The sequence below is a fragment of the Taklimakanibacter lacteus genome (assembly GCA_003576695.1).
Classification (GTDB): domain Bacteria; phylum Pseudomonadota; class Alphaproteobacteria; order Rhizobiales; family Aestuariivirgaceae; genus Taklimakanibacter; species Taklimakanibacter lacteus.
The window spans coordinates 244941-267928 of record QOZQ01000008.1 but is presented as its reverse complement, the minus strand read 5'-3'; the positions used below and the strand labels follow the sequence as shown (position 1 = coordinate 267928).

The 22988-nt window shown below is 63.7% G+C and carries 19 protein-coding genes; 12 read left to right on the top strand and 7 right to left on the bottom strand.

The window, feature by feature from the left end:
• Positions 1-132: 132 nt before the first annotated feature.
• Together alaS and DT068_RS17875 are read left to right on the top strand one after the other, a co-directional pair.
• The gene (alaS, locus tag DT068_RS17880) at positions 133-2793 is read left to right on the top strand and encodes an alanine--tRNA ligase (protein WP_119391228.1); all 2661 of its coding nucleotides are present in this window, start codon (positions 133-135) and stop codon (positions 2791-2793) included.
• Between the two features lie 65 nt (positions 2794-2858).
• Positions 2859-4022: a cyclic nucleotide-gated ion channel gene (locus tag DT068_RS17875; RefSeq protein ID WP_119391227.1), complete on the top strand. Its 1164-nt coding sequence runs from the start codon at positions 2859-2861 to the stop codon at positions 4020-4022.
• Position 4023: 1 nt separating this feature from the next.
• On the opposite strand, the gene DT068_RS17870 is transcribed toward DT068_RS17875, so the two are convergent.
• Positions 4024-4485, bottom strand: coding sequence for an Lrp/AsnC family transcriptional regulator (locus DT068_RS17870; RefSeq protein WP_119391226.1), 462 nt, complete (start codon positions 4483-4485; stop codon positions 4024-4026).
• A 103-nt stretch (positions 4486-4588) separates the two neighbouring features.
• On the opposite strand from DT068_RS17870, the gene DT068_RS17865 reads away from it, so the two are divergent.
• Positions 4589-4843, top strand: a complete 255-nt coding sequence (locus DT068_RS17865) for a DUF6356 family protein (RefSeq protein ID WP_119391225.1) — start codon at positions 4589-4591, stop codon at positions 4841-4843.
• Positions 4844-4916: 73 nt separating this feature from the next.
• Here the strand turns inward: DT068_RS17865 and DT068_RS17860 are convergent, their stop codons facing one another.
• The 3 genes from DT068_RS17860 to DT068_RS17850 all read right to left on the bottom strand — a co-directional run bounded on the left by DT068_RS17860 (position 4917) and on the right by DT068_RS17850 (position 7714).
• Entirely contained in the window at positions 4917-5408 is a 492-nt protein-coding gene (locus DT068_RS17860; RefSeq protein WP_119391224.1) for a GFA family protein, read from the bottom strand.
• Between the two features lie 124 nt (positions 5409-5532).
• Entirely contained in the window at positions 5533-6744 is a 1212-nt protein-coding gene (locus DT068_RS17855; protein WP_119391223.1) for an NADP-dependent isocitrate dehydrogenase, read from the bottom strand.
• A gap of 85 nt (positions 6745-6829) precedes the next feature.
• Positions 6830-7714 carry a LysR family transcriptional regulator gene (locus DT068_RS17850; protein WP_368904799.1) on the bottom strand — a complete coding sequence of 295 codons (885 nt, stop codon included), beginning with the start codon at positions 7712-7714 and terminating at the stop codon, positions 6830-6832.
• A gap of 92 nt (positions 7715-7806) precedes the next feature.
• Between DT068_RS17850 and tmpA the strand changes: the two genes are divergently transcribed.
• Complete coding sequence (gene tmpA, locus DT068_RS17845; protein ID WP_119391222.1) at positions 7807-8958, top strand: 2-trimethylaminoethylphosphonate dioxygenase; 1152 nt, start codon at positions 7807-7809, stop codon at positions 8956-8958.
• Entirely contained in the window at positions 8958-9548 is a 591-nt protein-coding gene (tmpB, locus tag DT068_RS17840; protein WP_119391221.1) for a (R)-1-hydroxy-2-trimethylaminoethylphosphonate oxygenase, read from the top strand. The genes tmpA and tmpB overlap by 1 nt, the downstream gene beginning before the upstream one ends.
• 166 nt (positions 9549-9714) lie before the next feature.
• On the opposite strand, the gene DT068_RS17835 is transcribed toward tmpB, so the two are convergent.
• Positions 9715-12744, bottom strand: coding sequence for a CHAT domain-containing protein (locus tag DT068_RS17835; protein WP_119391220.1), 3030 nt, complete (start codon positions 12742-12744; stop codon positions 9715-9717).
• Positions 12745-12863: 119 nt separating this feature from the next.
• On the opposite strand from DT068_RS17835, the gene DT068_RS17830 reads away from it, so the two are divergent.
• From DT068_RS17830 to glpX, 6 genes are all read left to right on the top strand, one after another.
• The gene (locus DT068_RS17830; RefSeq protein ID WP_119391219.1) at positions 12864-14117 is read left to right on the top strand and encodes an MFS transporter; all 1254 of its coding nucleotides are present in this window, start codon (positions 12864-12866) and stop codon (positions 14115-14117) included.
• A 127-nt stretch (positions 14118-14244) separates the two neighbouring features.
• Positions 14245-15669, top strand: a complete 1425-nt coding sequence (locus DT068_RS17825; protein ID WP_119391218.1) for a cytochrome ubiquinol oxidase subunit I — start codon at positions 14245-14247, stop codon at positions 15667-15669.
• Positions 15666-16667 (top strand): cytochrome d ubiquinol oxidase subunit II, encoded by a 1002-nt coding sequence (gene cydB, locus DT068_RS17820; RefSeq protein ID WP_119391217.1) that lies wholly within the window; start codon positions 15666-15668, stop codon positions 16665-16667. The genes DT068_RS17825 and cydB overlap by 4 nt, the downstream gene beginning before the upstream one ends.
• Positions 16664-16789, top strand: a complete 126-nt coding sequence (locus tag DT068_RS17815) for a DUF2474 family protein (RefSeq protein WP_119391216.1) — start codon at positions 16664-16666, stop codon at positions 16787-16789. The genes cydB and DT068_RS17815 overlap by 4 nt, the downstream gene beginning before the upstream one ends.
• A gap of 192 nt (positions 16790-16981) precedes the next feature.
• Positions 16982-18280: a homoserine dehydrogenase gene (locus DT068_RS17810; protein ID WP_119391215.1), complete on the top strand. Its 1299-nt coding sequence runs from the start codon at positions 16982-16984 to the stop codon at positions 18278-18280.
• A gap of 18 nt (positions 18281-18298) precedes the next feature.
• A complete protein-coding gene (gene glpX, locus DT068_RS17805; RefSeq protein WP_119391214.1) occupies positions 18299-19258 on the top strand; it encodes a class II fructose-bisphosphatase in 960 nt (319 codons plus the stop codon).
• Positions 19259-19399: 141 nt separating this feature from the next.
• Here glpX and murI read toward each other — a convergent pair whose 3' ends face one another.
• The gene (murI, locus tag DT068_RS17800; protein ID WP_119391213.1) at positions 19400-20218 is read right to left on the bottom strand and encodes a glutamate racemase; all 819 of its coding nucleotides are present in this window, start codon (positions 20216-20218) and stop codon (positions 19400-19402) included.
• Positions 20215-21033: an RNA methyltransferase gene (locus tag DT068_RS17795; protein ID WP_119391212.1), complete on the bottom strand. Its 819-nt coding sequence runs from the start codon at positions 21031-21033 to the stop codon at positions 20215-20217. Before DT068_RS17795 ends, murI begins: the two co-directional genes overlap by 4 nt.
• 100 nt (positions 21034-21133) lie before the next feature.
• Here DT068_RS17795 and DT068_RS17790 point away from each other — a divergent pair, with 100 nt between their 5' ends.
• Entirely contained in the window at positions 21134-22942 is a 1809-nt protein-coding gene (locus tag DT068_RS17790; RefSeq protein ID WP_119391211.1) for a PHA/PHB synthase family protein, read from the top strand.
• The last annotated feature ends 46 nt before the right edge of the window (positions 22943-22988 follow it).

Here is a 22988-nt window from a genome sequence, read left to right as displayed (position 1 = left end):
ATCCGCCGGCAGAGGCGCGGGGACCATTGAGTTTCCACCGTCTTTTTAACCCTCCCGGGGTCATGTCTTTATGGACAGGGCCGCCCTCAATCCTTAAAACAGCGCACCCTCTTTCCAACTGGATATGACACCATGACCGGCCTTGCGCAGATCCGCTCCACCTTCCTCGACTTCTTCCGGAAGCAGGGGCATGAGGTCGTGGCCTCCTCGCCGCTGGTGCCGCGCAACGATCCCACCCTCATGTTCGCCAATTCCGGCATGGTGCAGTTCAAGAATGTCTTCACCGGCGCCGAGAAGCGCCCCTACAGGCGCGCCACCACGGCGCAGAAATGCGTGCGCGCCGGCGGCAAGCACAATGACCTCGACAATGTCGGCTATACCGCGCGCCATCACACCTTCTTCGAGATGCTGGGCAATTTCTCCTTCGGCGACTACTTCAAGCCGGATGCGATCGAATGGGCGTGGACGCTGGTCACCAAGGAATATGGCCTGCCCAAGGACAAGCTGACCGTCACCGTCTTCTCGGAGGACGATGAGGCTTTCGGCCTGTGGAAGAAGATCGCAGGGCTGCCCGACAGCCGCATCATCCGCATCCCGACCTCGGACAATTTCTGGGCGATGGGCGATACCGGCCCCTGCGGCCCGTGCTCGGAGATCTTCTACGACCATGGCGACAAGATCGCCGGCGGTCCTCCGGGCTCGGCGGAAGCCGATGGCGACCGCTTCATCGAGATCTGGAATCTCGTCTTCATGCAGTTCGAGCAGGTGACGAAGGAGGAGCGCATCTCCCTGCCGAAACCCTCGATCGACACCGGCATGGGGCTCGAGCGCATCTCGGCGGTGCTGCAGGGCACACATGACAATTACGAGACCGATCTGTTCCGCTCGCTGATCGCGGCGATCGTGGAAGAGACGAATGTGGCGGCGGAGGGCAAGCACAAGGCGTCGAACCGGGTCATCGCCGATCACCTGCGCGCATCGTCCTTCCTCATCGCCGATGGCGTGCTGCCGTCCAACGAAGGCCGCGGCTATGTGCTGCGCCGGATCATGCGGCGCGCCATGCGCCATGCCGAATTGCTGGGCGTCAAGGATCCCCTGATGTGGAAGCTGGTGCCGGCACTGGTGCGCGAGATGGGCGGCGCATACCCTGAGCTCACCCGCGCCGAGGCGCTGATCGAAGAGACGCTCAAGCTCGAAGAGACGCGTTTCCGCAAGACGCTGGAACGGGGCCTGCGCATTCTCGATGAGGAATCGGCCACGCTCGGCGCCGGCCATGTCTTTTCCGGCGAAACGGCCTTCAAGCTCTATGACACCTATGGCTTCCCGCTCGACCTGACGCAGGATGCGCTGAAGCCGCGCGGCATCGCGGTCGATGTCAAGGCCTTCGACAAGGCGATGGCGAAGCAGCGTGAGGATGCGCGCCAGGCCTGGAAGGGCTCGGGCGAGGCCAAGACCGACACGATCTGGTTCGATATCCGCGAGCGGATCGGCGGCAGCGAGTTCCTGGGCTACGACACCGAAAAGGCGGAAGGTGTCATCCGCACCATCGTCGCCGAGGGCAAGGAAATTCAGGAGCTGAAGCAAGGGGACAAGGGCACCATCGTCCTCAATCAGACGCCGTTCTATGGCGAATCGGGCGGCCAGACCGGCGATCACGGCGTCATCCGCGGCATGACGGGCAGTCTGTTCCGCGTCACCGACACGCAGAAGCGGGTCGGCGATCTCATCATCCATCAAGGTGTGGCCGAGAAAGGCTCGTTCAAGGCGGGCGAGGCGGTCGAGCTCGATGTCGATCATGCGCGCCGCTCCGGCAACCGCCAGCACCATTCGGCGACGCATCTGCTGCACGAAGCGCTGCGAGAGACGCTGGGCCATCATGTGGCGCAGAAGGGCTCGCGGGTCGAGCCGGACCGTCTGCGCTTCGACTTCTCGCACAACAAGGCGATGAGCGCCGAAGAGATCGCCGCGGTCGAGGCGATGGCCAACGAAGTGGTGCTGCAGAACGGCGCGGTCGCGACGCGCCTGATGAGCGTCGATGAGGCGATCGCGGAAGGCGCCATGGCGCTGTTCGGCGAGAAATATGGCGATGAGGTGCGTGTCGTGTCGATGGGATTGCGCCCGGAAGGCAACAACCGGCGGACCTATTCGCTCGAATTGTGCGGCGGCACGCATGTGGCGCGCACCGGCGATGTCGGCATCATCAAGATCATTTCGGAAAGCGCGTCCGCTGCGGGCGTGCGACGCATCGAGGCGCTGGCCGGCGAGGCGGCGCGGCGCTATCTCGACACGCAGGACAAGCGCGTCCATGCGGCGGCCTCCGTGCTGCGCGTGACTCCGTCCGATGTCGTGCAGCGCATCGAGACGCTGCTCGACGAGCGCAAGAAGCTCGAGCGCGAGCTGGCCGAGGCCAAGAAGCAGCTGGCGCTGGGCGGCGGGCCGGCCCGGGGCGATGAAGGTATTTCCGAAGCCGGCGGCGTCAAGCTGATGGCGCGGGTGATCAAGGGCATCAATCCCAAGGATATGAAAAGCCTGGTCGATGACGGCAAGGCGAAGATCGGCTCGGGCGTCGTGGCGCTGGTCGGCCTCAATGACGAGGGCAGGGCCGGGCTCATTGTCGGCGTCACGCAGGATCTGACCATGCGCTTCAACGCGGTCGAGCTGGTGCGCATCGGCTCGGAAGTGCTGGGCGGCAAGGGCGGCGGCGGGCGCCCCGACATGGCGCAGGCCGGCGGCCCGGACGCCTCCAAGGCGGAAGCGGCTTTGCAGGCCATCAGGGACGCCGTCGCGGCCTGAGCCCTTTCGGTGTATCATCATCCGGCCTCTCGATTTCCAGATAGGCGGCTGAAAGGAAACGACGCATGGCCTCGGTCTCGATGCGCCATCGTGTGTATGAGATCATCGAGCCCGGCATAAAGCGCGACAGCGCGGCGCTGTGGTTCGAGCGTGTGTCGATCCTGATCATCCTGGCCAGCGTCGCAGGCGTCGTCGCCTCGACCGTTCCAAGGCTCGATGCCGGCCTTCTGGCTTATCTCCACCATGCGGAGATCATCTTCGGCCTTTTCTTTCTGGGCGAGTATGCCGCCCGCCTGTGGACCGTGCCCGAGCATCCGGTATTTGGCGGCGAGAAGGGACGCGGGCTCGTCGCCTATGTGGTGACACCGCTGATGCTGCTGGATGTCGTCGGTATTCTGCCGCTTCTACTGCTGCTCGCCAGACCGCAGGCGTCGGGTCTCATCCTCATCCTCCAGGTGCTGCGCTTCTTCCGTCTCGCCCGCTATTCACCGGCGCTGGCAACGGTCGGCAGGGTACTCGCCAATGAGTGGCGACCACTGATGGCGGCGGGGCTCATCGGGCTTGGGCTCCTGCTGGTCTCGGCGACCGGAATGCATCTGATCGAGCATGAGGCCCAGCCCGACAAGCTCGGCAGCATCCCTGCAGCGATGTATTGGGCAGTCGTCACCGTGGTGACCGTCGGCTATGGCGACGTGGTGCCGATCACGCCGCTCGGCAAGCTCTTCACCGGCTTCGTCATGCTGGGCGGACTCATCTTCTTCGCGCTCCCTGTCGCTATCATCGCCACCGGATTCCTGGCCGAGATCCGCCGGCGCGATTTCATCGTGAATTACGGTATGGTGGCCCGGGTTCCGGCCTTTGCCGACCTCGATGGGGCGGCGCTGGCCGAACTCGTCAGCATGCTCAGGGCCCGCAAATTCCCGCCCAATACGATCATCATCCGGAAAGGCGATGAGGGCGACAGCATGTACTTCATCGCTTCGGGCGAAGTCGAGGTGGTGCTGCCGCGCCAGACCGTCAGGCTTCTGGACGGCGATTTCTTCGGTGAAGTGGCGGTGCTGGGCCGGGTCAGGCGGACAGCGACGGTGATCGCACGGCGAACAACGGAGCTTCTCGTGCTCGATGCCGCCAATGTCGTCAAGCTCATGGAGCAGAATCCGCGCGTCGAAGCCATCCTGCGCGAAGCGATGAATGCCCGCCAAGGGCTTCATGAGGAGGAGCCGGCGTAGATCATGCGCCATCTATCGGCAGCGCCGTCGTCTCCTTGATCTTCTCCATGACGAAGCTCGCCGACACATCGGTCAGCGCTATGCGGGTGATGAGCCGCTTATAGAGCTGGTCGTAGCCGGCAATATCGCTGACCACGGCCTGCAGCAGGTAGTCGGTCTCGCCCGTGGTGCGGTAGACGCCGATGATCTCGGGGAAGTCGCGCACGGCGCGGGAGAATTTCTCCAGCCACCTCTCTTCATGCTGGGCGGTGCGGATGGCGATGAAGGCGGTGAGACCGAGGCCGAGCTTCGCCGCATCGATGAGGGCGACACGGGCCTTGATGACGCCGGCCTCCTCGAGCGCCTTCACCCGGCGCCAGCAGGCATTGCGCGAAAGATGGATGCGCCCGGCCAGGTCGTCGACGGTGAGGGTGGCGTCGCGCTGCAGCTCGGCCAGGATGGCCCGATCGGTCTTGTCTAGCATTGTGGGATAATATCCCAATATTCTCTGATATGGCAATCATATTTGGGACGTTTTCTCGCGAATCTCGTGAGAATATGGAGGGATTCACGGGAAAGGAAAAGCCATGATCGTCGAGCGCATTTTTCTGAGGCATCCGCACCGGGTCGGCGAGGGCTTCTTCGAGCACATGGTCTTCGCGCTGACCTTCAGCGGACGCCTGTTCAAGGCCTCAGCCGCGGCGTTCCTGCATGCTTTCGTGCCGGCGCTATGCGAGACGACCGCTTCGCAGGCGATCATGGACATGCATGCCGAAATCGCCGCACGGCGCACCCAGATGGCGAAGAGCAGAGAAACCCCTCATGCCGAGGTGCGAGCGTAGCGAGCCTCGAAGCATGATCCAGGGACCACGGTCATGCCGCTTGCCACCCTTCGAGGGCCGCGTCGCGGCCACCTCAGGGTGAGGATTTGGAGATCGGCGGCCACATCTCAGTATCGTGGTCAGGATGCTGCAGGCTCTTCAGCTTCCTGAGATCTTCAGCTGTACGATCGTCCTCGGTCGAGTGTGACGGCAAATTCGCCAGAGCCTTGAACCAGGAGAGCTCCGACTCGATGCCAACCTGAGAGGTCGGCACGGCCTGTTCCGGATCGTCGAGCGTGCCGATGGCGATGTCGTAATTGGGATCGCCATCCTCGTTCATGTAAAGCGGTGTGCCGCACCCCGCGCAGAAGCCGCGGGCGACGATCGCCGATGAACGGAATTCAGACGGCTTGCCGCGCGTCCAGGTGAATTGCGCCTTGGGAACCGAAACCAGGGCCGCGCCCCAGTTGCCGAAAGCCTTCTGGCACATGCGGCAATGGCAGATGCCGGCATGTCCCAGGGTGCCTTCAATGCGATAACGCACCGCGCCGCATTGACAGCCGCCTGAGAGAACCGGTTCGGCCATGTTGTGTCTCCTCTGGAAGCGATAACTTAGCCCAAAGGTCTGCAGCTTTCTGTCAGCAGGTTCGTTCCTCTGAAGTCTGGATGGCCGCCTCGTCGGGCGGCCATGGACTTTTCGGGGATATGCGTCAGGCCATCGCCTTCTGCAGTTCCTTGTCGACCGCGTCGATGAAGCCCTCGGTCGAGAGCCAGGCCTGGTCGGGGCCGACCAGCACCGCGAGATCCTTCGTCATCTTGCCGCTCTCGATGGTCGCGACCGTCACCTTTTCCAGCGTGTCGGCGAATTTCCTGAGCGCCTCATTGCCGTCGAGCTTGGCGCGATGCGCGAGGCCCCGGCTCCAGGCGAAAATGGAGGCCGTCGAGTTGGTCGAGGTCTGCTTGCCCTGCTGATGCAGGCGATAGTGACGGGTCACCGTGCCATGCGCCGCTTCCGCTTCGACCGTCTTGCCGTCGGGCGTCATCAGCACCGAGGTCATGAGGCCGAGCGAGCCGAAGCCCTGGGCCACGGTGTCGGACTGGACGTCGCCATCATAGTTCTTGCACGCCCAGACATAGCCGCCGGTCCATTTGAGAGCGGAGGCCACCATGTCGTCGATCAGGCGGTGCTCGTAAGTGATCTTGCGCTTCTCGAACTCGGCCTTGAACTCCTTGTCGTACACTTCCTGGAAGATGTCCTTGAAGCGGCCGTCATAGACCTTGAGGATGGTGTTCTTGGTGGAGAGATAGACCGGGTAGTTGCGGTTGAGCCCGTAATTGAGCGAGGCGCGGGCGAATTCCCGGATCGATTCATCGAGATTGTACATCGCCATGGCGACGCCCGATCCGGGCGATGAGTATACCTCATGCTCGATCACCTTGCCGTCCTCGCCGACGAACTTGATCGAGAGCTTGCCCTTGCCGGGGAACTTGAAATCGGTGGCGCGGTACTGGTCGCCGAAGGCGTGGCGGCCGACGATGATGGGCTGGGTCCAGCCCGGCACCAGGCGCGGCACGTTGGTGCAGATGATCGGCTCGCGGAAGATGACGCCGCCCAGGATGTTGCGGATGGTGCCGTTGGGCGACTTCCACATCTGCTGCAGGTTGAATTCCTTCACGCGCGCCTCATCGGGCGTGATGGTGGCGCATTTGACGCCGACGCCGTGCTTCTTGATGGCATGGGCGGCATCGACGGTGACCTGATCCCTGGTCTTGTCGCGGTTCTCGACGGAGAGATCGTAGTAATCGAGCTTGATGTCGAGATAGGGGTGGATCAGCTTCGTCTTGATCAGATCCCAGATGATGCGCGTCATCTCATCGCCATCCAGCTCGACCACCGGATTTGCGACCTTTATCTTTGCCATGGAGCCTGCCTCACGCTGCGGTTTTGAAGAGACGTGCCTATAGCAAGCAGGAGCCGGGCGGGTAAACCCTCCAGATCACACAAGCTCAGCCCGTCCTGAGGGAGGCGGTGCGCATGATGGCGGCGAGAAACAGGGCCTGGGCGGGGGTGAGCGGGCGGCCCGCTTCATGGGTGATGAAATGCCCGGCGGCCGACTGCAACTCGATATCGGAAAGCGCCAACAGGGTCTTCCTTGCGAGCGCCGCATCGATGAGCGGGCGGGAGCCCAGGAGAATGCCGGCCCCGGCTTCCGCGGCGCCAAGGGCGGCGACGAAACTGTCGAAGCGATAACGGGCCGGGCCTTGCGGCGGCAATCCGGCCAGGGCGAACCAGTCGGGCCACATTTCGCGGGCGCCCCGCACCGCCAGCAGGGGCAGGCGCTGCCAGATGTCGGTCCTGCGGCGTGACGCCTGGGGAGCCGCGACGGGTCTGAGCCTTTCCGTCGTCAGCCGATAGGCCCTGCGGCCCGGCCAGTCGCCGAGGCCGAAGCGGATATCGAACACCGTCTCGCTCGCCTCATAGTCATCGGGCGTGTGCATCGTGGTGATGTCGAGGCTGAGGCCTTGCGTCTCGCCTTCGATACTCCTGAGGCGAGGGGTGAGCCACAAGGTAGCAAAGGAGATCGGCGACAGCAGCGTTATGGTCTGGGCCGGGCGGCGGCCGAACAACTCCTGCGTGCTGCGGGCGAGGCCCGCGAAAGCCGATTGAATATGGGGAAGATAGGCCGAACCTTCAGGCGTCAAGGTGACGCCGCGCTGGCGGCGATGGAAGAGCGCCGTGCCGAGGCGGCTTTCGAGCGCCCGGATCTGCTGGCTTATAGCAGCCTGGGTGAGCCCCAGCTCGTCGGCGGCAAGGGTGAAGCTCGACCGGCGTGCCGCGGCCTCGAAGGCCTTGAGCCAGTTCAGATGGGGCAACAAGTCGGGTTTTGCCATAAGTATAATTAAGCCAAAGGCCGAAATTGCATTGTTTGAATTTTGGCAGATGCCGAGCCAGGATTCAACCAGGCCCTTATGAGGAAACCCCCATGCCCCTGGAAAAAGCGCAGATCATCGAGGACGGCAAAGCGGTCGGCCTGACCTGGAGATCGGGCGAGACGGCGCGCTTCCATGCTCTCTGGCTGCGCGACAATGCGCTCGATGGCGCGACACGCAACGCCAGCAACGGTCAGCGGCTCATCACCGTGCTCGACATTCCGGCGGCAACCCGCCTTTCCGCAGCCGACATCTCGACAGGCGGCGATCTCACCCTCCGCTTCGAGCCCGAGGGCAAATCCGTGTCCTATCCGGCCAGCTGGCTTGCCCGTCATATCTATGATCGCAAGAGCGACGGGCGCCACGGCTGGGTCGCACCTCAGATCGCGACCTGGGACGGCACGCTCGCGGCGAAGACGCCGGTGATCGCGCATGAGCGCGCCAGGACCGATCGCGCGGCATTCGGGCAATGGCTCGCCGGCATCAGGCGCTATGGCTTCGGCGTCATGACGGATATGCCGACGACCAGCGGCGCCCTCATCGAGGTCGCCCGCATGTTCGGCTTCGTGCGCGAGACGAATTACGGCAAATGGTTCGAGGTGCGCGCCGAGGTCAATCCCAACAATCTCGCTTATACGAATCTGGGGCTCCAGGCCCATACCGACAATCCCTATCGCGATCCGGTGCCGACGCTGCAGCTGCTCGCCTGCCTCGAAAATACCGTCGAAGGCGGTGAATCGGTGGTCGTGGACGGCTTTCGCGCCGCTGAGCGGCTTCGCGAGGAAGACCCCAAAGGCTTTTCGCTCCTGGCGCGGCACTGCGCCCGGTTCGAATATGCAGGCTCGGCCGGCGTCAGGCTGCAATCGAAGCGGCCGATGATCGAGCTCGGGCCGGATGGCGAATTGATCGCCATCCGCTTCAATAACCGCTCGGCCGCGGCCTTTATCGATATCCCGTACGACGACATGGAAGCCTACTATGCCGCCTATCGCCGCTTTGCCGGGATCATCGAGGATCCGGCGCTGGAGATCACCTTCAAGCTGAAGCCGGGCGAGCTCTTCATCGTCGACAACACCCGCGTGCTGCATGCGCGCAAGGCGTTTTCGAGCTCAGGCTCGCGCTGGCTCCAGGGCTGCTATGCCGACAAGGATGGTCTCCTGTCGACGCTTGCCGCGATCGAGCATGAAGGCAAGGAGGCGGCGTGATGAGCGAGCCCCAACTCGACCGGTCGACCATCGTCGCCTTCATCGCCGATATCTTCGAGCGGCGCGGGGCGGAGTCCTATCTGGGCGAGCCTGTCACCATGTCGCAGCATATGCTGCAAGGCGCCGTCCTTGCCGAGCAGGAGGGGGCGAGCGATGAGCTGATCGCGGCGGCGCTCCTGCATGACATCGGCCATTTTACCAGCGAGTTCGGGCCTTATTCGCCGGACGACACCGAGGACAATCATCATGACGAGGCAGGGGCCAGGGTGCTCGAGCATTTCTTCCCGCCGGTCATCACCGAATGCGTGCGCCTGCATGTGGCGGCCAAGCGCTATCTCTGCGCCACGGATGCGACCTATTACGGCAAGCTCAGCCAGGCCTCGCGCCATACGCTGGAACTGCAGGGCGGCCCCATGAACAGGAAGGAAGTTGCCGAGTTCCGGCGCAACCCGTTCTACAGGGAAGCGGTGCGCGTCAGGCTGTGGGACGAGGGCGGCAAGGATCCGGATATGGCGACGCCGCCTTTCCGGCACTATGTTCCGGTACTGCAACGGGTGGTGGACAGATATATGGGGCCGATCTTAACATAACTCCACTCGAGATGCGAGCGCAGTCCCTCCATTCGTCATGGCCGGACTTCGACCCGGCCATCCAGCCTCGATGTCATACAGCTGGTGCGTTGAGAGACTGGATGGCCGCCTCAAGGGCGGCCATGACGAGTTGGGGTAAGTGTGCACTTCAGTGTGAGGTCGTCAATTACAACCAGTTCCCCATCAGAATGAAAGCCGACCAGTAGTAGGGATGCTGGAAGCCGGGCTCGGCGATCAGCGTATTGGCCGCCGGCACGTCGATGATCTCATTCGCCGAGCGCGACGCGGTGACCATGCTGGCGGGCCTGGTCTCGCCGCGCAGCATGGCGATCTGGGCATTGCGCAGCGCCGTCGCCTTGTCGTGGCCCGCGGCGAGGAGGCCCTTGTAGAAATCCGACATCAGGGCCGATGTCGATGTGTCGGCGATCGGCCACAAGGTGGCGAGGACGGAGGAGGCGCCGCGCTTCTGGACGACCGAGGCGAAGCTTTCGATCTCGGCACCGGTCTGGTCGACGCCACCCGCGGTCTCGCAGGCCGACAGCGTCAGGAGATCGAGATCGGTCAGGCGGAAGCGCTCGTCCTTGCGGAACTCATCGAGCGACAAGGTGCGGCCGTCGCCGAGCAGCAGGGCCGAATTGCCGGCATCGCCCGGAACCAGGCGAAAATGACTGGCGACATGGAGATAAAGCGGCTTCGACTTGAGAGCGTCACCGAGCGTGGCGCTGTTGAAGCCCTCATCCGCGCGGGCCTTGCCGCCGAGATAGCCCTTCTTGTCATTGCCATCGAAGATCGCTTCGAGCTCATCGGCCACGCCGGGAAGCGCCGAGAAGCCCTCATGCGGCTTGGTCACGCCAAAGCCCGCCGCCTTCTCACGCGTGCGCGGCAGGCGCTCATAGCGGGTATTGGCGGCCGTGGTGGACAGCGCCAAGGCGTAGTCTTCGACGAGATAGCGCTCGCCGCCATAGAGTGCGGCCAGCGGCACATAGCGCAGCACGCCGCTCAGATTGAACATCAGCACGTCGGCCCCGGACGCCTTGAGCTCGGGTTCGACCGGCTTGACCAGTATGTCATAGAGGCGCTTGAGATGAAGACGCGCGTCGGGATCGCGTGTCGCGGTGGCGCTCCAGGCGCGGAACACCAGGAGCGCCATCTCCTTGCGCCCGACCGGCACCGATTTGTGGATGCCGGTGCGGCCGGTGGTCAGGAAGATGTGGAGATCGGTGTCGAGGCTGGCGATCTGCAATTCGACCGCGCGGCCGTTCATGGCCTTGAGCCGCTCCTGCGTGGCATCGACCATATCGAGATCGAGCCGGTTGACCTCACGCTCGATCGTGCGGTCGGCGTTCTCGGCCTCGGCCAGGAGATCGTCGATCTCGGTCTGCTGCCTGCGGAACTGATCGGCGAGCGATTGCTCCAAGGTGAGGACGAGATGCTCTTCCTCCTTGCTGAGGCCCGTTTCCGCCTGTTTCTTCTTGAGGGCTTCGATCTCGCCGGCCGCGCGGATCGGCGCCTCGACGAGGTCCATGATGCGGCTGGAAAGATCGGATTCGGTGGGCGTCAAGGCGGCGCGCCCGTCAACGCTCGCCGCCTCCCGGCTGTCGCGCCGCACGAAATCGAAAAGCTCCTGCTGCTTGATGAGATCGAGCACCTGCTGGGCTTCCTGCAGGCGCCCCGCGGTGATCAGCATATTGGCGAGGTACTCATAGAGCTCGCGGTAGCGCCCGGCCAGCGCCCGCGCCATGTCCTCGGGCAGGTTGCGATTCTGCGAGCGGATTTCCTGATTGATGTTCACCGCCAGCTTGGCGAAGGCGATGGCCGCCGGCGCGTTGCCCTGCTGCTTGAGGACGAGCGAGAGCGACCAGTAGCTCTGGCGCAGATCCTCGGGGTCGGCCTGCTTGTTGATGGTGCGGATGCGCAAGGCGCGGAAGCCGTATTTCAGCGCCTCGCCATTGAGGCCGATGCGGGCGCTCGAGCCCGCGAGATCGGAATAGACATCGGCGATGCGCCGGTGATTGGGGCCGAAGACGCTTTCATATATTCCGGCGGCCTTGAACAATGGCGCACGTGCTTCGGTATATTTGCGGTTCTCGCGATAGAGGCCGCCCAGGCGGTGATAGGCCGAGGCGACGCGATCGTGATTGGGCCCGTAGAGCACCGCATAATGCTCGATGGCGAGATTCTGGATCTTCGTCGCCTCATCGAGACAGCCGGCGCGCACGAAGGTGACGCTCACATCATCGAGAACCTCGGGAACGCGGCGCTGCGCGCGCGTCCCGTTGGCGAGGTAGATTTTGAGGGCGGCGCCCAGATTCTCCAGGGCGCCCGAAGTCTTGCCCATGCTGCGGCCGACGGTGCCGGCGAAATGCAGAGCAAGGGCGGTGGTGCGATGCGCAGGGCCAAGCCGCGCGCGGCTGAGATCCGCCGCCTCCCTGGCCAGAGCCAGCGCCGTCTCGCGATTGCCGATGCGCGCATGCAGGCTCGCCGTGTCGATCAGAAGCTCGGTGAGATGGCTGGTCTCGGCCGGCAGGTTGGCCTCATAGACGGCGCGCGCGGCGCGGAAGGCCGCCAGCGCCGGCTCGAACTGCGTCATGTTCAGGTCGATCTTGCCGATATTGTGAAGGGCGAGCGCCACCTTGGGATGACCAGCGCCAAGAGCCGCCTCGTAACTGCCCCGCGCCGCATCATACATGGCGCGCGCGCCCAGACGGTCGCCCTTGTTGGTGAAGACCTGGGCCAGCTCCATCTGCGTATCGCCGAGCGCGGTGCGCCGGCGGGCCCCGGCGGCCGCGTAGATGGAGAGGGCGGATTTCAGCGCTGCAACCGCGTTGTCATATTGGGCGGCGTCACGATAATCGCGCGCCAGCACACGGTGGGCAGCGGCGGCGCGATTGCTCTTGTCGCCATATTTGCGGACCGCGTCGGCGAGGAGCTTCCGGCTTGCGTCGATGGCCGTTTCCTTGCGGGCACTGGCTTGCGAGGCCTCAAGCGACGATATTGCGGGTTTGCGGGGAACCGGCGGCAGAGCCTTCCGAGGCCCGCCGACGGCCTGCTCATAGGCCTCGATGGCGGCAGGGCAGGCGAGTTTCGGCACCGCGGCTTCGGGCGGGGGCTCGGGGATTTCGGGCGTCTGCGCACGCACGGCCGTGCCGGCCAGCAGGGCGGCGAGGAGAAGGGCGACCTTCATCGTCAGGCGCATGAAAAAACCAGGCAATACAAATCAGCGTGGACCCTAGTGAAACCGGATAGTTGACGCAAGGTCCCAATCTCAGGGGCTTTTTTGACAGGGCGCGATCCAGCGCGCATATCGTGGACGCAATGTCCCTTTCCGATTCATCCGATCCGGATTCTCCCGCCACAGCCGAGCCTTCCGTCTTTCGCCACCGCGGCTTCCTGTTCTACTGGATCGCCCGGATCTTGGTGAACTTCGCGACGCAGATCATCTCTGTCGCGGTGGGGTGGCAGGTCTATGATCTCACCCGTGATCCCTTCGATCTCGGCATTGTCGGCCTCGTCCAGTTTCTCCCCTCGTTGCTTCTGGTGCTGGTTACCGGCGCTGCCGCCGACCGCTACAACAGGCGCGCCATCATGGCGATTTGCCTCAGCCTCGAAGCGATTGTCTGCGCCGGGTTGCTGGCCTTCGTCTGGAGCGGGGCGCGCGAGGTCGGCTTCATTTTCGCCATGCTGGTGATATTCGGAATCTCACGGGCCTTCATGGGCCCGGCCACCCAGTCGCTCCTGCCTAATCTCGTGCCGCCGGCGGAATTGAGCAGGGCGATCGCGTGGAACTCCTCGTCCTGGCAGATTGCGACGATCACGGGGCCGGTGGCGGGCGGTCTGCTCTACGGTGTCTCGGAATATGCGGCGTACGGAACGGCTCTTCTGCTCATGGCCGTCGGCATGGTGCTGGTCAGCGCGATTCCCAGGCCGGTGCAGCGCACGTCCGGACAGGCGAAGAGCCTTGAAACGCTGTTTGCCGGCTTTCGCTATGTCTGGTCGGAGAAGGTGGTGCTCGGCGCCATCTCGCTCGATCTTTTCGCCGTCTTCCTGGGCGGCGCCATGGCTTTGCTTCCGGTCTATGCGCGCGACATTCTCCATGCCGGTCCCTGGGGGCTCGGGCTGCTGCGGGCGGCGCCCGGCGTAGGGGCGCTCCTTGTCGCGGCCTGGCTGACGCGCCACACAATTCGTGATCATGCCGGTGTGCTGATGTTTCTCTTCGTCATCGGCTTTGGAGCCTTCACGAGCCTGTTCGGCGCGTCGAGCCTGATCTGGCTGTCGGTCATCGCTCTGGCGGCGGCTGGCGCTTGCGACATGGTCAGCGTCTATGTGCGCCAGACGCTCATACAGCTGCGCACGCCCGATGATGTGCGCGGCCGCGTCAATGCCGTGAACATGGTGTTCGTCGGCGCATCGAACGAGCTCGGCGAATTCCGCGCCGGCGTCTCGGCGGCCCTGTTCGGGGCGGTGCCGGCGGTCGTCTTCGGCGGCGTCGGCACGATCGCGGTGGCGATCCTGTGGGCGATGTGGTTTCCGCAGCTGCGCAAGATACGCCATCTGGATGGGGCAAGGTAGCTTCCGGAACAGGACAAGCTCACAGAACGCCACAGTGACAAAGCCACGCGCGACAGTTATGGTGTTGTAACGACGCGGCAATTGCCGCAGGTTCTTCGAGATAGATTTTTATCTGAAAGCTTGCGCAATGGATGGTTTCGACCCGGTCTTGCTGGCGCGCTGGCAGTTCGCCTTTACGGTCAGCTTCCACATCATCTTTCCCGCTTTCACCATCGGGCTCGCCAGCTATCTGGCGGTGCTCGAGGCCCTGTGGCTCGCGACCGGGCGCGCGAGCTTCCTGTCGCTGTTCAACTATTGGAAGAAGATCTTCGCCGTCACCTTCGCCATGGGCGTCGTCTCGGGGCTGGTGATGAGCTACCAGTTCGGCACGAACTGGAGCGTATTCGCCGACAAGGCCGGCCCCGTCATCGGCCCCCTCATGGGCTATGAGGTGCTGACCGCCTTCTTCCTCGAAGCGGGCTTTCTCGGTGTCATGCTGTTCGGCCTCAACAAGGTGGGGCGCGGCCTGCATTTCATCGCCACACTGATGGTCGCCATCGGCACGTTCATCTCGGCCTTCTGGATATTGTCGGCCAACAGCTGGATGCAGACGCCGGACGGCCATGCGATCAATGCGGCCGGACAGTTCACGCCGGTCGACTGGTGGGCGATCATCTTCAACCCGTCCTTTCCCTATCGCCTCGTCCATATGGTGATCGCCGCCTATCTCACCACCGCACTTGTCGTCGGCGCTGTCGGCGCCTGGCACCTGCTGCGCGACAAGATGAACGAGCCGGCGCGCGTGATGTTCTCGATGGCGATGTGGATGCTGGCGCTGGTGGCGCCGGTGCAGATCCTCGCCGGCGACATGCATGGACTCAACACGATCGAGCATCAGCCGGCCAAGATCGCCGCCATGGAAGGCCATTTCGAGACCCGCGCCGGCGCTCCCCTCATCCTGTTCGGCTGGCCCGATATGGAAGCGGAGGAGACGCTTTACGAGATCGCGATACCGCAGCTCGGCAGCCTCATCCTCACGCATGACTGGAACGGGGTGGTGAACGGCCTCAAGGAATGGCCCAGGGAGGACCGGCCCAATGCGCTGATCGTCTTCTGGTCCTTCCGCATCATGGTGGGCCTGGGCTTTCTCATGCTGGGTCTCGGCCTGTGGTCTCTGTGGGGCCGGCTCAGGCGACGCCTCTATGACATGCGGCTGCTCCACATCGCGGCGCTCCTGATGGGGCCGATGGGCTTCGTCGCCGTGCTGGCCGGCTGGGTGACGACCGAAGCGGGCCGGCAGCCCTATACGGTCTATGGTCTCTTGCGCACCTCCGAGTCGGCGGCGCCTGTTGCCGCAGAGGCCGTCGCGGCTTCGCTTCTTGCTTTCATCATCGTCTATTTCGCGGTGTTCGGGGCAGGGACGTTCTATCTCCTGCGCCTGATGGCCAAAACGCCGCATCGCGACGAGCCCGACAATCCGAGCGATGCGCATCTGCGCTCGGCCGGCATCGTGCCGGCGCCGGCGCTCGAATCGGTCGGCGAACTGCAGTCCCATCCGGAGACGCGGCCATGATCTTCGATCTCGCTTTCATCTGGGCCGGGATCATCGCTTTCGCGGTGCTGGCCTATGTCGTCATGGATGGGTTCGATCTCGGCATCGGCATCCTGTTCCCCTTCTACAAGTCGGAAGCCGAGCGCGACCGGATGATGAATTCGGTGGCGCCGGTCTGGGACGGTAACGAGACCTGGCTGGTGCTGGGCGGCGGCGGGCTGTTCGCGGTCTTCCCGCTGGCTTATGCGATCATCATGCCGGCGCTTTATGCGCCGATCATCATCATGCTGCTGGCGCTCGTCTTCCGCGGCGTCGCCTTCGAATTCCGCTGGCGCACGACGCGCGGCAAGTTCCTGTGGGACTGGTCCTTCGCCCTGGGCTCGCTCGCCGCGACCTTCACGCAAGGCATAGCGCTCGGCACCATCGTGCAGGGCATTCCGGTGGCGGACCGCGCCTATGCCGGCGGCTGGTGGAACTGGCTTACCCTGTTCAGCCTGTTCACCGGCCTGGCGCTGGTGGTCGGCTATGCGCTGCTGGGCGCGACCTGGCTCATCCTCAAGACCGAAGGGCAACTGCAGGACAGATCCTATCGCTTCGCGCGCATCCTCGGGCCGGCGACGCTCATCCTCATCGGGCTGGTGAGCCTGTGGACGCCGTTCCTCGAGCCTCTTTATATGGAGCGCTGGTTCACCTGGCCGCGCATGCTCTACACGATCCCGGTGCCGCTGCTGGTGGCGGCTGCCGCCTATCTCCTGCTCAACGGCCTGGTGCGGCGGCAGGAACGCACGCCGTTCCTCGCTTCGCTGGCACTCTTCATCCTGTCCTTCATCGGCATCGGAATCAGCTTCTATCCCTATATCGTGCCGCCGACGCTCACCATCAGCGATGCGGCCGCGCCCGATGAGAGCCTGGGATTCCTGCTGGTTGGTGCCGTGGTGCTGGTGCCGATCATCCTGGCCTATACGGGCTATGCCTATTGGGTGTTCCGCGGCAAGGTCGGAACGGAGGGCTATCATTGAAGGCGGACGAGACCGAGCGGCCTTTGCGCCAGAAGCTCGCCTGGTTCGTGCTCCTGTGGGCTCTCGGCATAGCTGCCGTTGGGTCGGTAGCCTGGGTGATAAGGCTGTTCCTGGGTCTTTAGAGCGCCGGGCATTCCAGTCGATCGCCGCGGCGCTCTATCTCTTTGATTCGCGCATCGGATTGTCCGAAAACCGCTTCACACTTTTCGGTCCGATGCTTTGGCCAGAAAGTACGACAATATCACGCTTTCTTGCCATCGGGCGCCGTTCCCGCCATAAGGGCGACCGCATCAAAACTTGCATCATTGGGCACCATGGCGAAATCACTGAAATTGGGTGTGGCAGGACTGGGAACGGTCGGCACCGGGCTCCTCGATCTGTTGGCCAGGCACAGAGCGGTCATCGCCCGCCGGGCCGGCCGGCCGATCGAGATCACGGCGGTATCGGCGCGCAGCAAAGGCAAAGCGCGCGGCAGCCACGACCTCGGGCCTTTCACCTGGTTCGACGATCCCAAGGCGCTCGCCGTCTCTGATCAGATCGACGTGTTCGTCGAATTGATGGGCGGCGAAGGCGATCCCGCGAAGTCCGCCGTCGCGGCGGCGCTCAAAGCCGGCAAGCCGGTGGTGACGGCCAACAAGGCGCTGCTTGCCCATCATGGCGCCGAGCTTGCCAGGCTCGCGGACGAGAAGAGCATCGCGCTCAATTTCGAAGCCTCGGTCGCAGGCGGCATCCCCATCGTCAAGACGATGCGCGAGGCGCTGGCCGGCAACCAGGCGGCCAAGGTCTTCGGCATCCTCAACGGCACCTGCAACTATATCCTCACCAAGATGGCGGATGAGGGCAGGAACTTCACCGATGTGCTGAAGGAAGCCCAGCAACTGGGCTATGCCGAGGCCGATCCCACTTTCGACATCGGCGGCTTCGATACGGCCCACAAGCTCGCCATCCTGACCTCGCTCGCTTTCGGCGCGGAAGTGAATGTCGAAGCGATCGACATCGAGGGCATCGAGGCGGTGACGCTGGCCGATATCCGCAATGCCGATGCGATGGGCTTCAAGATCAAATTGCTCGGCGTCGCGGTGGCGACGGCGGACGGCATCGAGCAGCGCGTGCATCCGACGCTGGTGCCCAAGGGGTCGCCGGTTGCCGATACCGACGGCGTGTTCAACGCGGTCGTGGTGCAGAGCGATTTCGCCGGCGACCTGATGCTGGAAGGCCGCGGCGCCGGATCGCACCCGACCGCTTCCGCCGTGGTCTCCGACATCGTCGATATCGCGCGCGGCAATCTGCGCCCCGCTTTCGGCGTGCCGTCGGGTGAATTGCGCAAATACAGGAATGCGCCCAAGCGCGCGCATGAGGGTGGCTATTACGTGGCGCTCGAGCTCTATGACCGGCCAGGTGCCGTAGCGGCGATTGCCAGGGTCCTGGCGGACGAGAAGATCTCGATCGAAAGCATCGTGCAGAGGGCTCCCGCAAAGGAAGGGGCGATCGCGTCCTTCATGCTCGTCACACATAAGACACTTGATTCATCCATGCGTCAGGCCCTGGCCCGGATCGAAAGAGACGGCCATGTCGCCTCGAAACCCCGCACCATCCGTATCGAACGGCTCTGATCACCCTGGAGGATACTAATGCTCAACCGCATGCTTACCATCGAGATTGCCCGCGTCACCGAAGCGGCGGCCATCGCCGCGGCGCATTGGCGGGGCCGTGGCGATGAGAAGCTGGCGGACCAGGCGGCGGTCGATGCGATGCGCAAGGCGCTCAATGCCATCGTCGAGATGGACGGGCTGGTGGTGATCGGCGAGGGCGAGCGCGACGAGGCGCCCATGCTCTATATCGGGGAAAAAGTGGGCGGCGGCAAAAGCTGGCGCATCGATATCGCGCTCGATCCGCTGGAAGGCACGACCTTGTGCGCCAAGGCGATGCCCAATTCGATCGCCTGCGTGGCGATGGCGGAAGGCGGCAGCCTCCTGCATGCGCCGGACACCTACATGGACAAGATCGCGATCGGCGGCGGCTATCCCGAAGGCACGGTCGATCTCGATCTGTCGCCGCAGGAGAACATTGCGCGCCTCGCCAAGGCGAAGGGCGTTCCTGCGGCGCAGGTCACCGCCTGCATCCTCGACCGGCCGCGCCATGACAAGGTCATCGCCGCGGTGCGCGAAACCGGCGCCTCGGTGAGGCTCATTACCGATGGCGACGTGGCGGGCGTGATCCACACGGCGGATCCGGAAGAGACAGGCATCGACATCTATATGGGCATCGGCGGGGCGCCGGAGGGCGTGCTGGCGGCGGCGGCACTGCGCTGCATCGGCGGGCAGATGCAGGGCCGGCTGGTGACCTCGAGCGCCGAGCAGAAGGAGCGCGCCCGCAAGATGGGCATCACCGACTTCAACAGGAAGTTCTCGCTCAACGACATGGCCTCGGGCGATGTGATGTTCGCGGCGACCGGCGTCACCGACGGCTCGCTGCTGCGCGGCGTGCGCTTCGACCGCGAACATGTCACCACCGACACGGTCGTAATGCGCTCGGCCACCGGCACAGTGCGCTGGATCAAGAATCGCCGCCGCGCGGATGCGGCGGAATAGGCTCTCCAATATCGGTTCTCCATATTCCGTCACCCCGAAAGTCGGGGCCATTAAATTCGTGCAAACTCCGCAGCGCTGCTCGCTTGCGCTTATTCAGTGGGTCCCGGCTTTCGCCGGGATGACGAAAATAGGGAAGAGCGATCAAACGGGCAGATCGAGCACTTCGTTCGAGCCGAAGCCCATCGCGGCATAGGCGGCGAGGCTTTCATTGCCGCGGCCGCGCGCCGAGGTGAGGAACACCGTGCCGTGTTGGGCGCCATTCATGCGGGCGCCCGTGCCCTTGGCGCTACGCAGGAGATCGCTGACGCGGCGCGCGATGGCGGGGGCGGGATCGATATAAGTGACGGGCCACGGAGCAGCTTGGCGGATTTCGTCGAGCAGCAGCGGATAATGCGTGCAGCCGAGGACGACGACGTCCGTCGTCTTGTCGTCGCGCTTGCGGAAGACCGGCATGATCTCGCTCTTGAGCTCGTCCATGTCGACAGCCTGGCCTTTCAGCTTGCCTTCGGCGATCTCGGCCAGCCGCTTGGCGCCATGCAGGAACACCTTGCAGTGATAGGCATAGGTGTGGATCAGCGTCCTGGTATATTCGCGATTGACCGTTCCGGGCGTCGCGAGGACACCGATGAGACCTGATTTCGTCTGCTCGGCCGCGGGCTTGATGGCGGGCACGGTGCCGACAAAGGGGACGGCATAGCGTTCGCGCAGGGCCGCAAGCGCCAGCGTGCTCGCGGTGTTGCAGGCGATGACGACGAGGTCGGGGGTGGTTTCGGCAACGAGCTTGCCCACCACAGCGACGATGCGCTTGACCAGCAGCGGTTCGTCCCAGGCGCCATAGGGAAAGGCGGCATTGTCGGCGGCATAGATCAGCGTGGCCTCGGGCTCGGCGGCGCGCACGGCGCGCGCCACGGTGAGGCCGCCCATGCCGCTGTCGAAGAGAAGTATGCGGGGCTTTGTCATTCGCCCGTCGTGCCTTTCCGTTTCAGATGGGCGCGACTGAGGGAGGCGACGATACCGCGCAGCGAGCGCACTTCCTGCTCGGTGAGCTCGGCGCGGGCAAAGAGATTGCGCATGTTGCGGATCATTCCCGGTTTCTTGTCGGCGGTCTTGAAGAAGCCTGCCGCGTCCAATTCACTCTCAATATGATGAAAGAATCCATAAAGCTCGTCCTTGGTCGCGGGCCGCGTGTCGGGGGTCTGCAGACCGGGTCCGGCGAGGGCCGGAAGCTCCGGCGTGGATTGGCCCAAAGTCGTCGCCTCATGCTTATACCATTCATAGCCGACGAGCAGCACGGCCTGGGCGATGTTGAGCGACGCGAAGGCCGGGTTGACCGGGGCGGTGATGACGATATCGGCCAGGGAAACTTCGTCATTATTGAGGCCCCAGCGCTCACGGCCGAACAGCAAGGCCAGTTTTTCGCCGCGGCCGATCCTTGCCCGCATGTCGCTGCCCGCCTGTTCCGGGGTGATCACCTCCTTGACCATGCCGCGAGGCCGTGCCGTCGTCGCATAAACGCGGGTGAAGCCCTTGAGAGCCTCTTCCAGCGTGGCATGGATCACCGCCGCTTCGATGATCCAGTCGGCCCCCGAGGCCGCCTTGAGGGCCCGCTCATTGGGCCAGCCGTCGCGCGGGTCGACAATATGGAGCTCATGCAGGCCGAAATTGGCCATGGCCCGGGCCGCGGTACCTATATTTTCGCCGAGCTGGGGATTGACCAGGACGACCGCCGGGGCGGGGCCATGGGGGGAATTCCGGGTCTTGTCGGTGCCTGCCATGGCGCTCGCTTAACCTATTCGAAGGCAAAGGAAAATGCAGAACCGATCTGTGATTGCGTGATTTGGAAATTACGTCAATATTGGACCAACCGAGGTGTGCATGAACGACGGCAAGACCCAGCAGACCGATTTCCGCCTCGCCGACCCGGCGCAATTCGCCCGGAACATGGCGAAGGTCTTCGAGCAGGCGGCCCAGATCGCCCGCAGCATGGCCGAGAACCCGCCCGATCCGCAGCGCGAGATGGAGGCCCAGGTCACGCCCATCGAGCAGGTGGTGAAGACGCTCTCGGCCGTCGCGCAGTCCTATGCCTCGGACCCCCAGAAGCTGATGGATGCCCAGATGCGCCTGTGGGCCTCCTATGGGGACCTGTGGCAATCGGCCTGGCGGAAGTTCCTGGGCGAAGATGTCGGTCCGGTCGCCGCGCCCGAGCGCGGCGACAAGCGCTTCACCGACAAGGACTGGCAGCAGAACACGATCTTCGATTTCCTCAAGCAGTTCTATCTGCTCTCGGCGCGCTGGGCGGGCGATCTCGTCAAGGATGCCGAGGGGCTTGACGACCATACAAGGCACAAAGCGCGCTTCTATGTCGACCAGATCGCCAATGCGGTCTCGCCCTCCAATTTCGCCTTCACCAATCCGGAAGTGCTGCGGGCAACGCTCGCCAGCAACGGCGCCAATCTCATCGAGGGCCTGAAGAATCTCGAAGCCGACATCAAGGCCGGGCAGGGGCGCCTGCGCATCAAGCAGACCGATCTCTCGGCCTTCGAGCTCGGCAAGAATATCGCGACGACGCCCGGCAAGGTCGTCTTCCAGAACGACACGTTCCAGCTCATCCAGTATTCGCCGACCACGGAGAAGGTACATGAGATACCGCTCCTCATCGTGCCGCCCTGGATCAACAAGTTCTATATACTCGACCTCAACCCGAAGAAGTCCTTCGTGCGCTGGGCGACGGAGCAGGGGCTCACAGTGTTCGTCGTGTCCTGGGTCAATCCGGACGCGAGCCACGGCCACAAGACCTTCGCCGACTACATGCGCGATGGCTTCCTGGCCGCGCTCACCGCGGTGCAGGAAGCGACCGGCGTCACCAAGACGAATGTCATTGGCTATTGCGTCGGCGGCTCGCTGGTCGCCTCGGCACTCGGCTATCTCGCGGCCAAGGGCGATGAGCGGATCAACGCCGTCACCTTCTTCACCACGCAGGTCGATTTCGAGAAGGCCGGCGATCTGCGCGTCTTTGTCGACAAGGAGCAGATCGAATGGGCGGAAGGGCGGATGAAGGACAAGGGCTATCTTGCCGGCCGCCATCTCGCCGATGCGTTCAACCTGCTTCGGTCGAATGACCTGATCTGGTCCTATGTCGTCAACAACTACATGCTGGGCAAGGATCCGATGCCCTTCGACCTCCTGTACTGGAACAGCGATTCGACCCGCATGCCGGCGGGCGTGCACAGCCAGTATTTGCGCGAATGCTATCTCAACAACCGGCTGGCCAAGGCGCAGATGACGCTCGATGGCGTGCGCATCGATCTGAAGAAGGCGAAGTATCCGATCTATAATCTCGCGGCGCGCGAGGATCATATCGCGCCCTTGCCCTCGGTGTTCCGGTTGGGTCAGAATTTCGGCGGCGAGACCCGTCTCGTGGTATCGGGCTCGGGCCACATAGCGGGCGTGGTCAATCCACCCGAGGCGCAGAAATACCAGTACTGGACGAATGACCAGCCCGCGGCGACGATCGAGGAGTGGCTCAAGGGCGCCACCGAGCATCCGGGCTCGTGGTGGCCAGACTGGCTCGAATGGATCACGCCCAAATCCGGCAAAAAGGTCAAAGCGCGGGTTCCGGGCGAGGGCAAGCGCAAGGCGATCGAGGATGCGCCCGGCAGCTATGTGCTTGTGAAAGCGGAGTAATTCCGGTCTTCGTCGGCCATTTGACAAGCCTTCCGCCTTGCATTAC

Coding starts and splice junctions, on each gene's coding strand:
- alaS (WP_119391228.1), top strand. CDS start 133: ATGACCGGCCTTGCGCAGATCCGCTCCACCTTCCTCGACTTCTTCCGG.
- DT068_RS17850 (WP_368904799.1), bottom strand. CDS start 7,714: ATGGCAAAACCCGACTTGTTGCCCCATCTGAACTGGCTCAAGGCCTTC.
- DT068_RS17865 (WP_119391225.1), top strand. CDS start 4,589: ATGATCGTCGAGCGCATTTTTCTGAGGCATCCGCACCGGGTCGGCGAG.
- glpX (WP_119391214.1), top strand. CDS start 18,299: ATGCTCAACCGCATGCTTACCATCGAGATTGCCCGCGTCACCGAAGCG.
- DT068_RS17830 (WP_119391219.1), top strand. CDS start 12,864: ATGTCCCTTTCCGATTCATCCGATCCGGATTCTCCCGCCACAGCCGAG.
- tmpA (WP_119391222.1), top strand. CDS start 7,807: ATGCCCCTGGAAAAAGCGCAGATCATCGAGGACGGCAAAGCGGTCGGC.
- murI (WP_119391213.1), bottom strand. CDS start 20,218: ATGACAAAGCCCCGCATACTTCTCTTCGACAGCGGCATGGGCGGCCTC.
- DT068_RS17810 (WP_119391215.1), top strand. CDS start 16,982: ATGGCGAAATCACTGAAATTGGGTGTGGCAGGACTGGGAACGGTCGGC.
- DT068_RS17855 (WP_119391223.1), bottom strand. CDS start 6,744: ATGGCAAAGATAAAGGTCGCAAATCCGGTGGTCGAGCTGGATGGCGAT.
- tmpB (WP_119391221.1), top strand. CDS start 8,958: ATGAGCGAGCCCCAACTCGACCGGTCGACCATCGTCGCCTTCATCGCC.
- DT068_RS17795 (WP_119391212.1), bottom strand. CDS start 21,033: ATGGCAGGCACCGACAAGACCCGGAATTCCCCCCATGGCCCCGCCCCG.
- DT068_RS17875 (WP_119391227.1), top strand. CDS start 2,859: ATGGCCTCGGTCTCGATGCGCCATCGTGTGTATGAGATCATCGAGCCC.
- DT068_RS17870 (WP_119391226.1), bottom strand. CDS start 4,485: ATGCTAGACAAGACCGATCGGGCCATCCTGGCCGAGCTGCAGCGCGAC.
- cydB (WP_119391217.1), top strand. CDS start 15,666: ATGATCTTCGATCTCGCTTTCATCTGGGCCGGGATCATCGCTTTCGCG.
- DT068_RS17860 (WP_119391224.1), bottom strand. CDS start 5,408: ATGGCCGAACCGGTTCTCTCAGGCGGCTGTCAATGCGGCGCGGTGCGT.
- DT068_RS17835 (WP_119391220.1), bottom strand. CDS start 12,744: ATGCGCCTGACGATGAAGGTCGCCCTTCTCCTCGCCGCCCTGCTGGCC.
- DT068_RS17790 (WP_119391211.1), top strand. CDS start 21,134: ATGAACGACGGCAAGACCCAGCAGACCGATTTCCGCCTCGCCGACCCG.
- DT068_RS17825 (WP_119391218.1), top strand. CDS start 14,245: ATGGATGGTTTCGACCCGGTCTTGCTGGCGCGCTGGCAGTTCGCCTTT.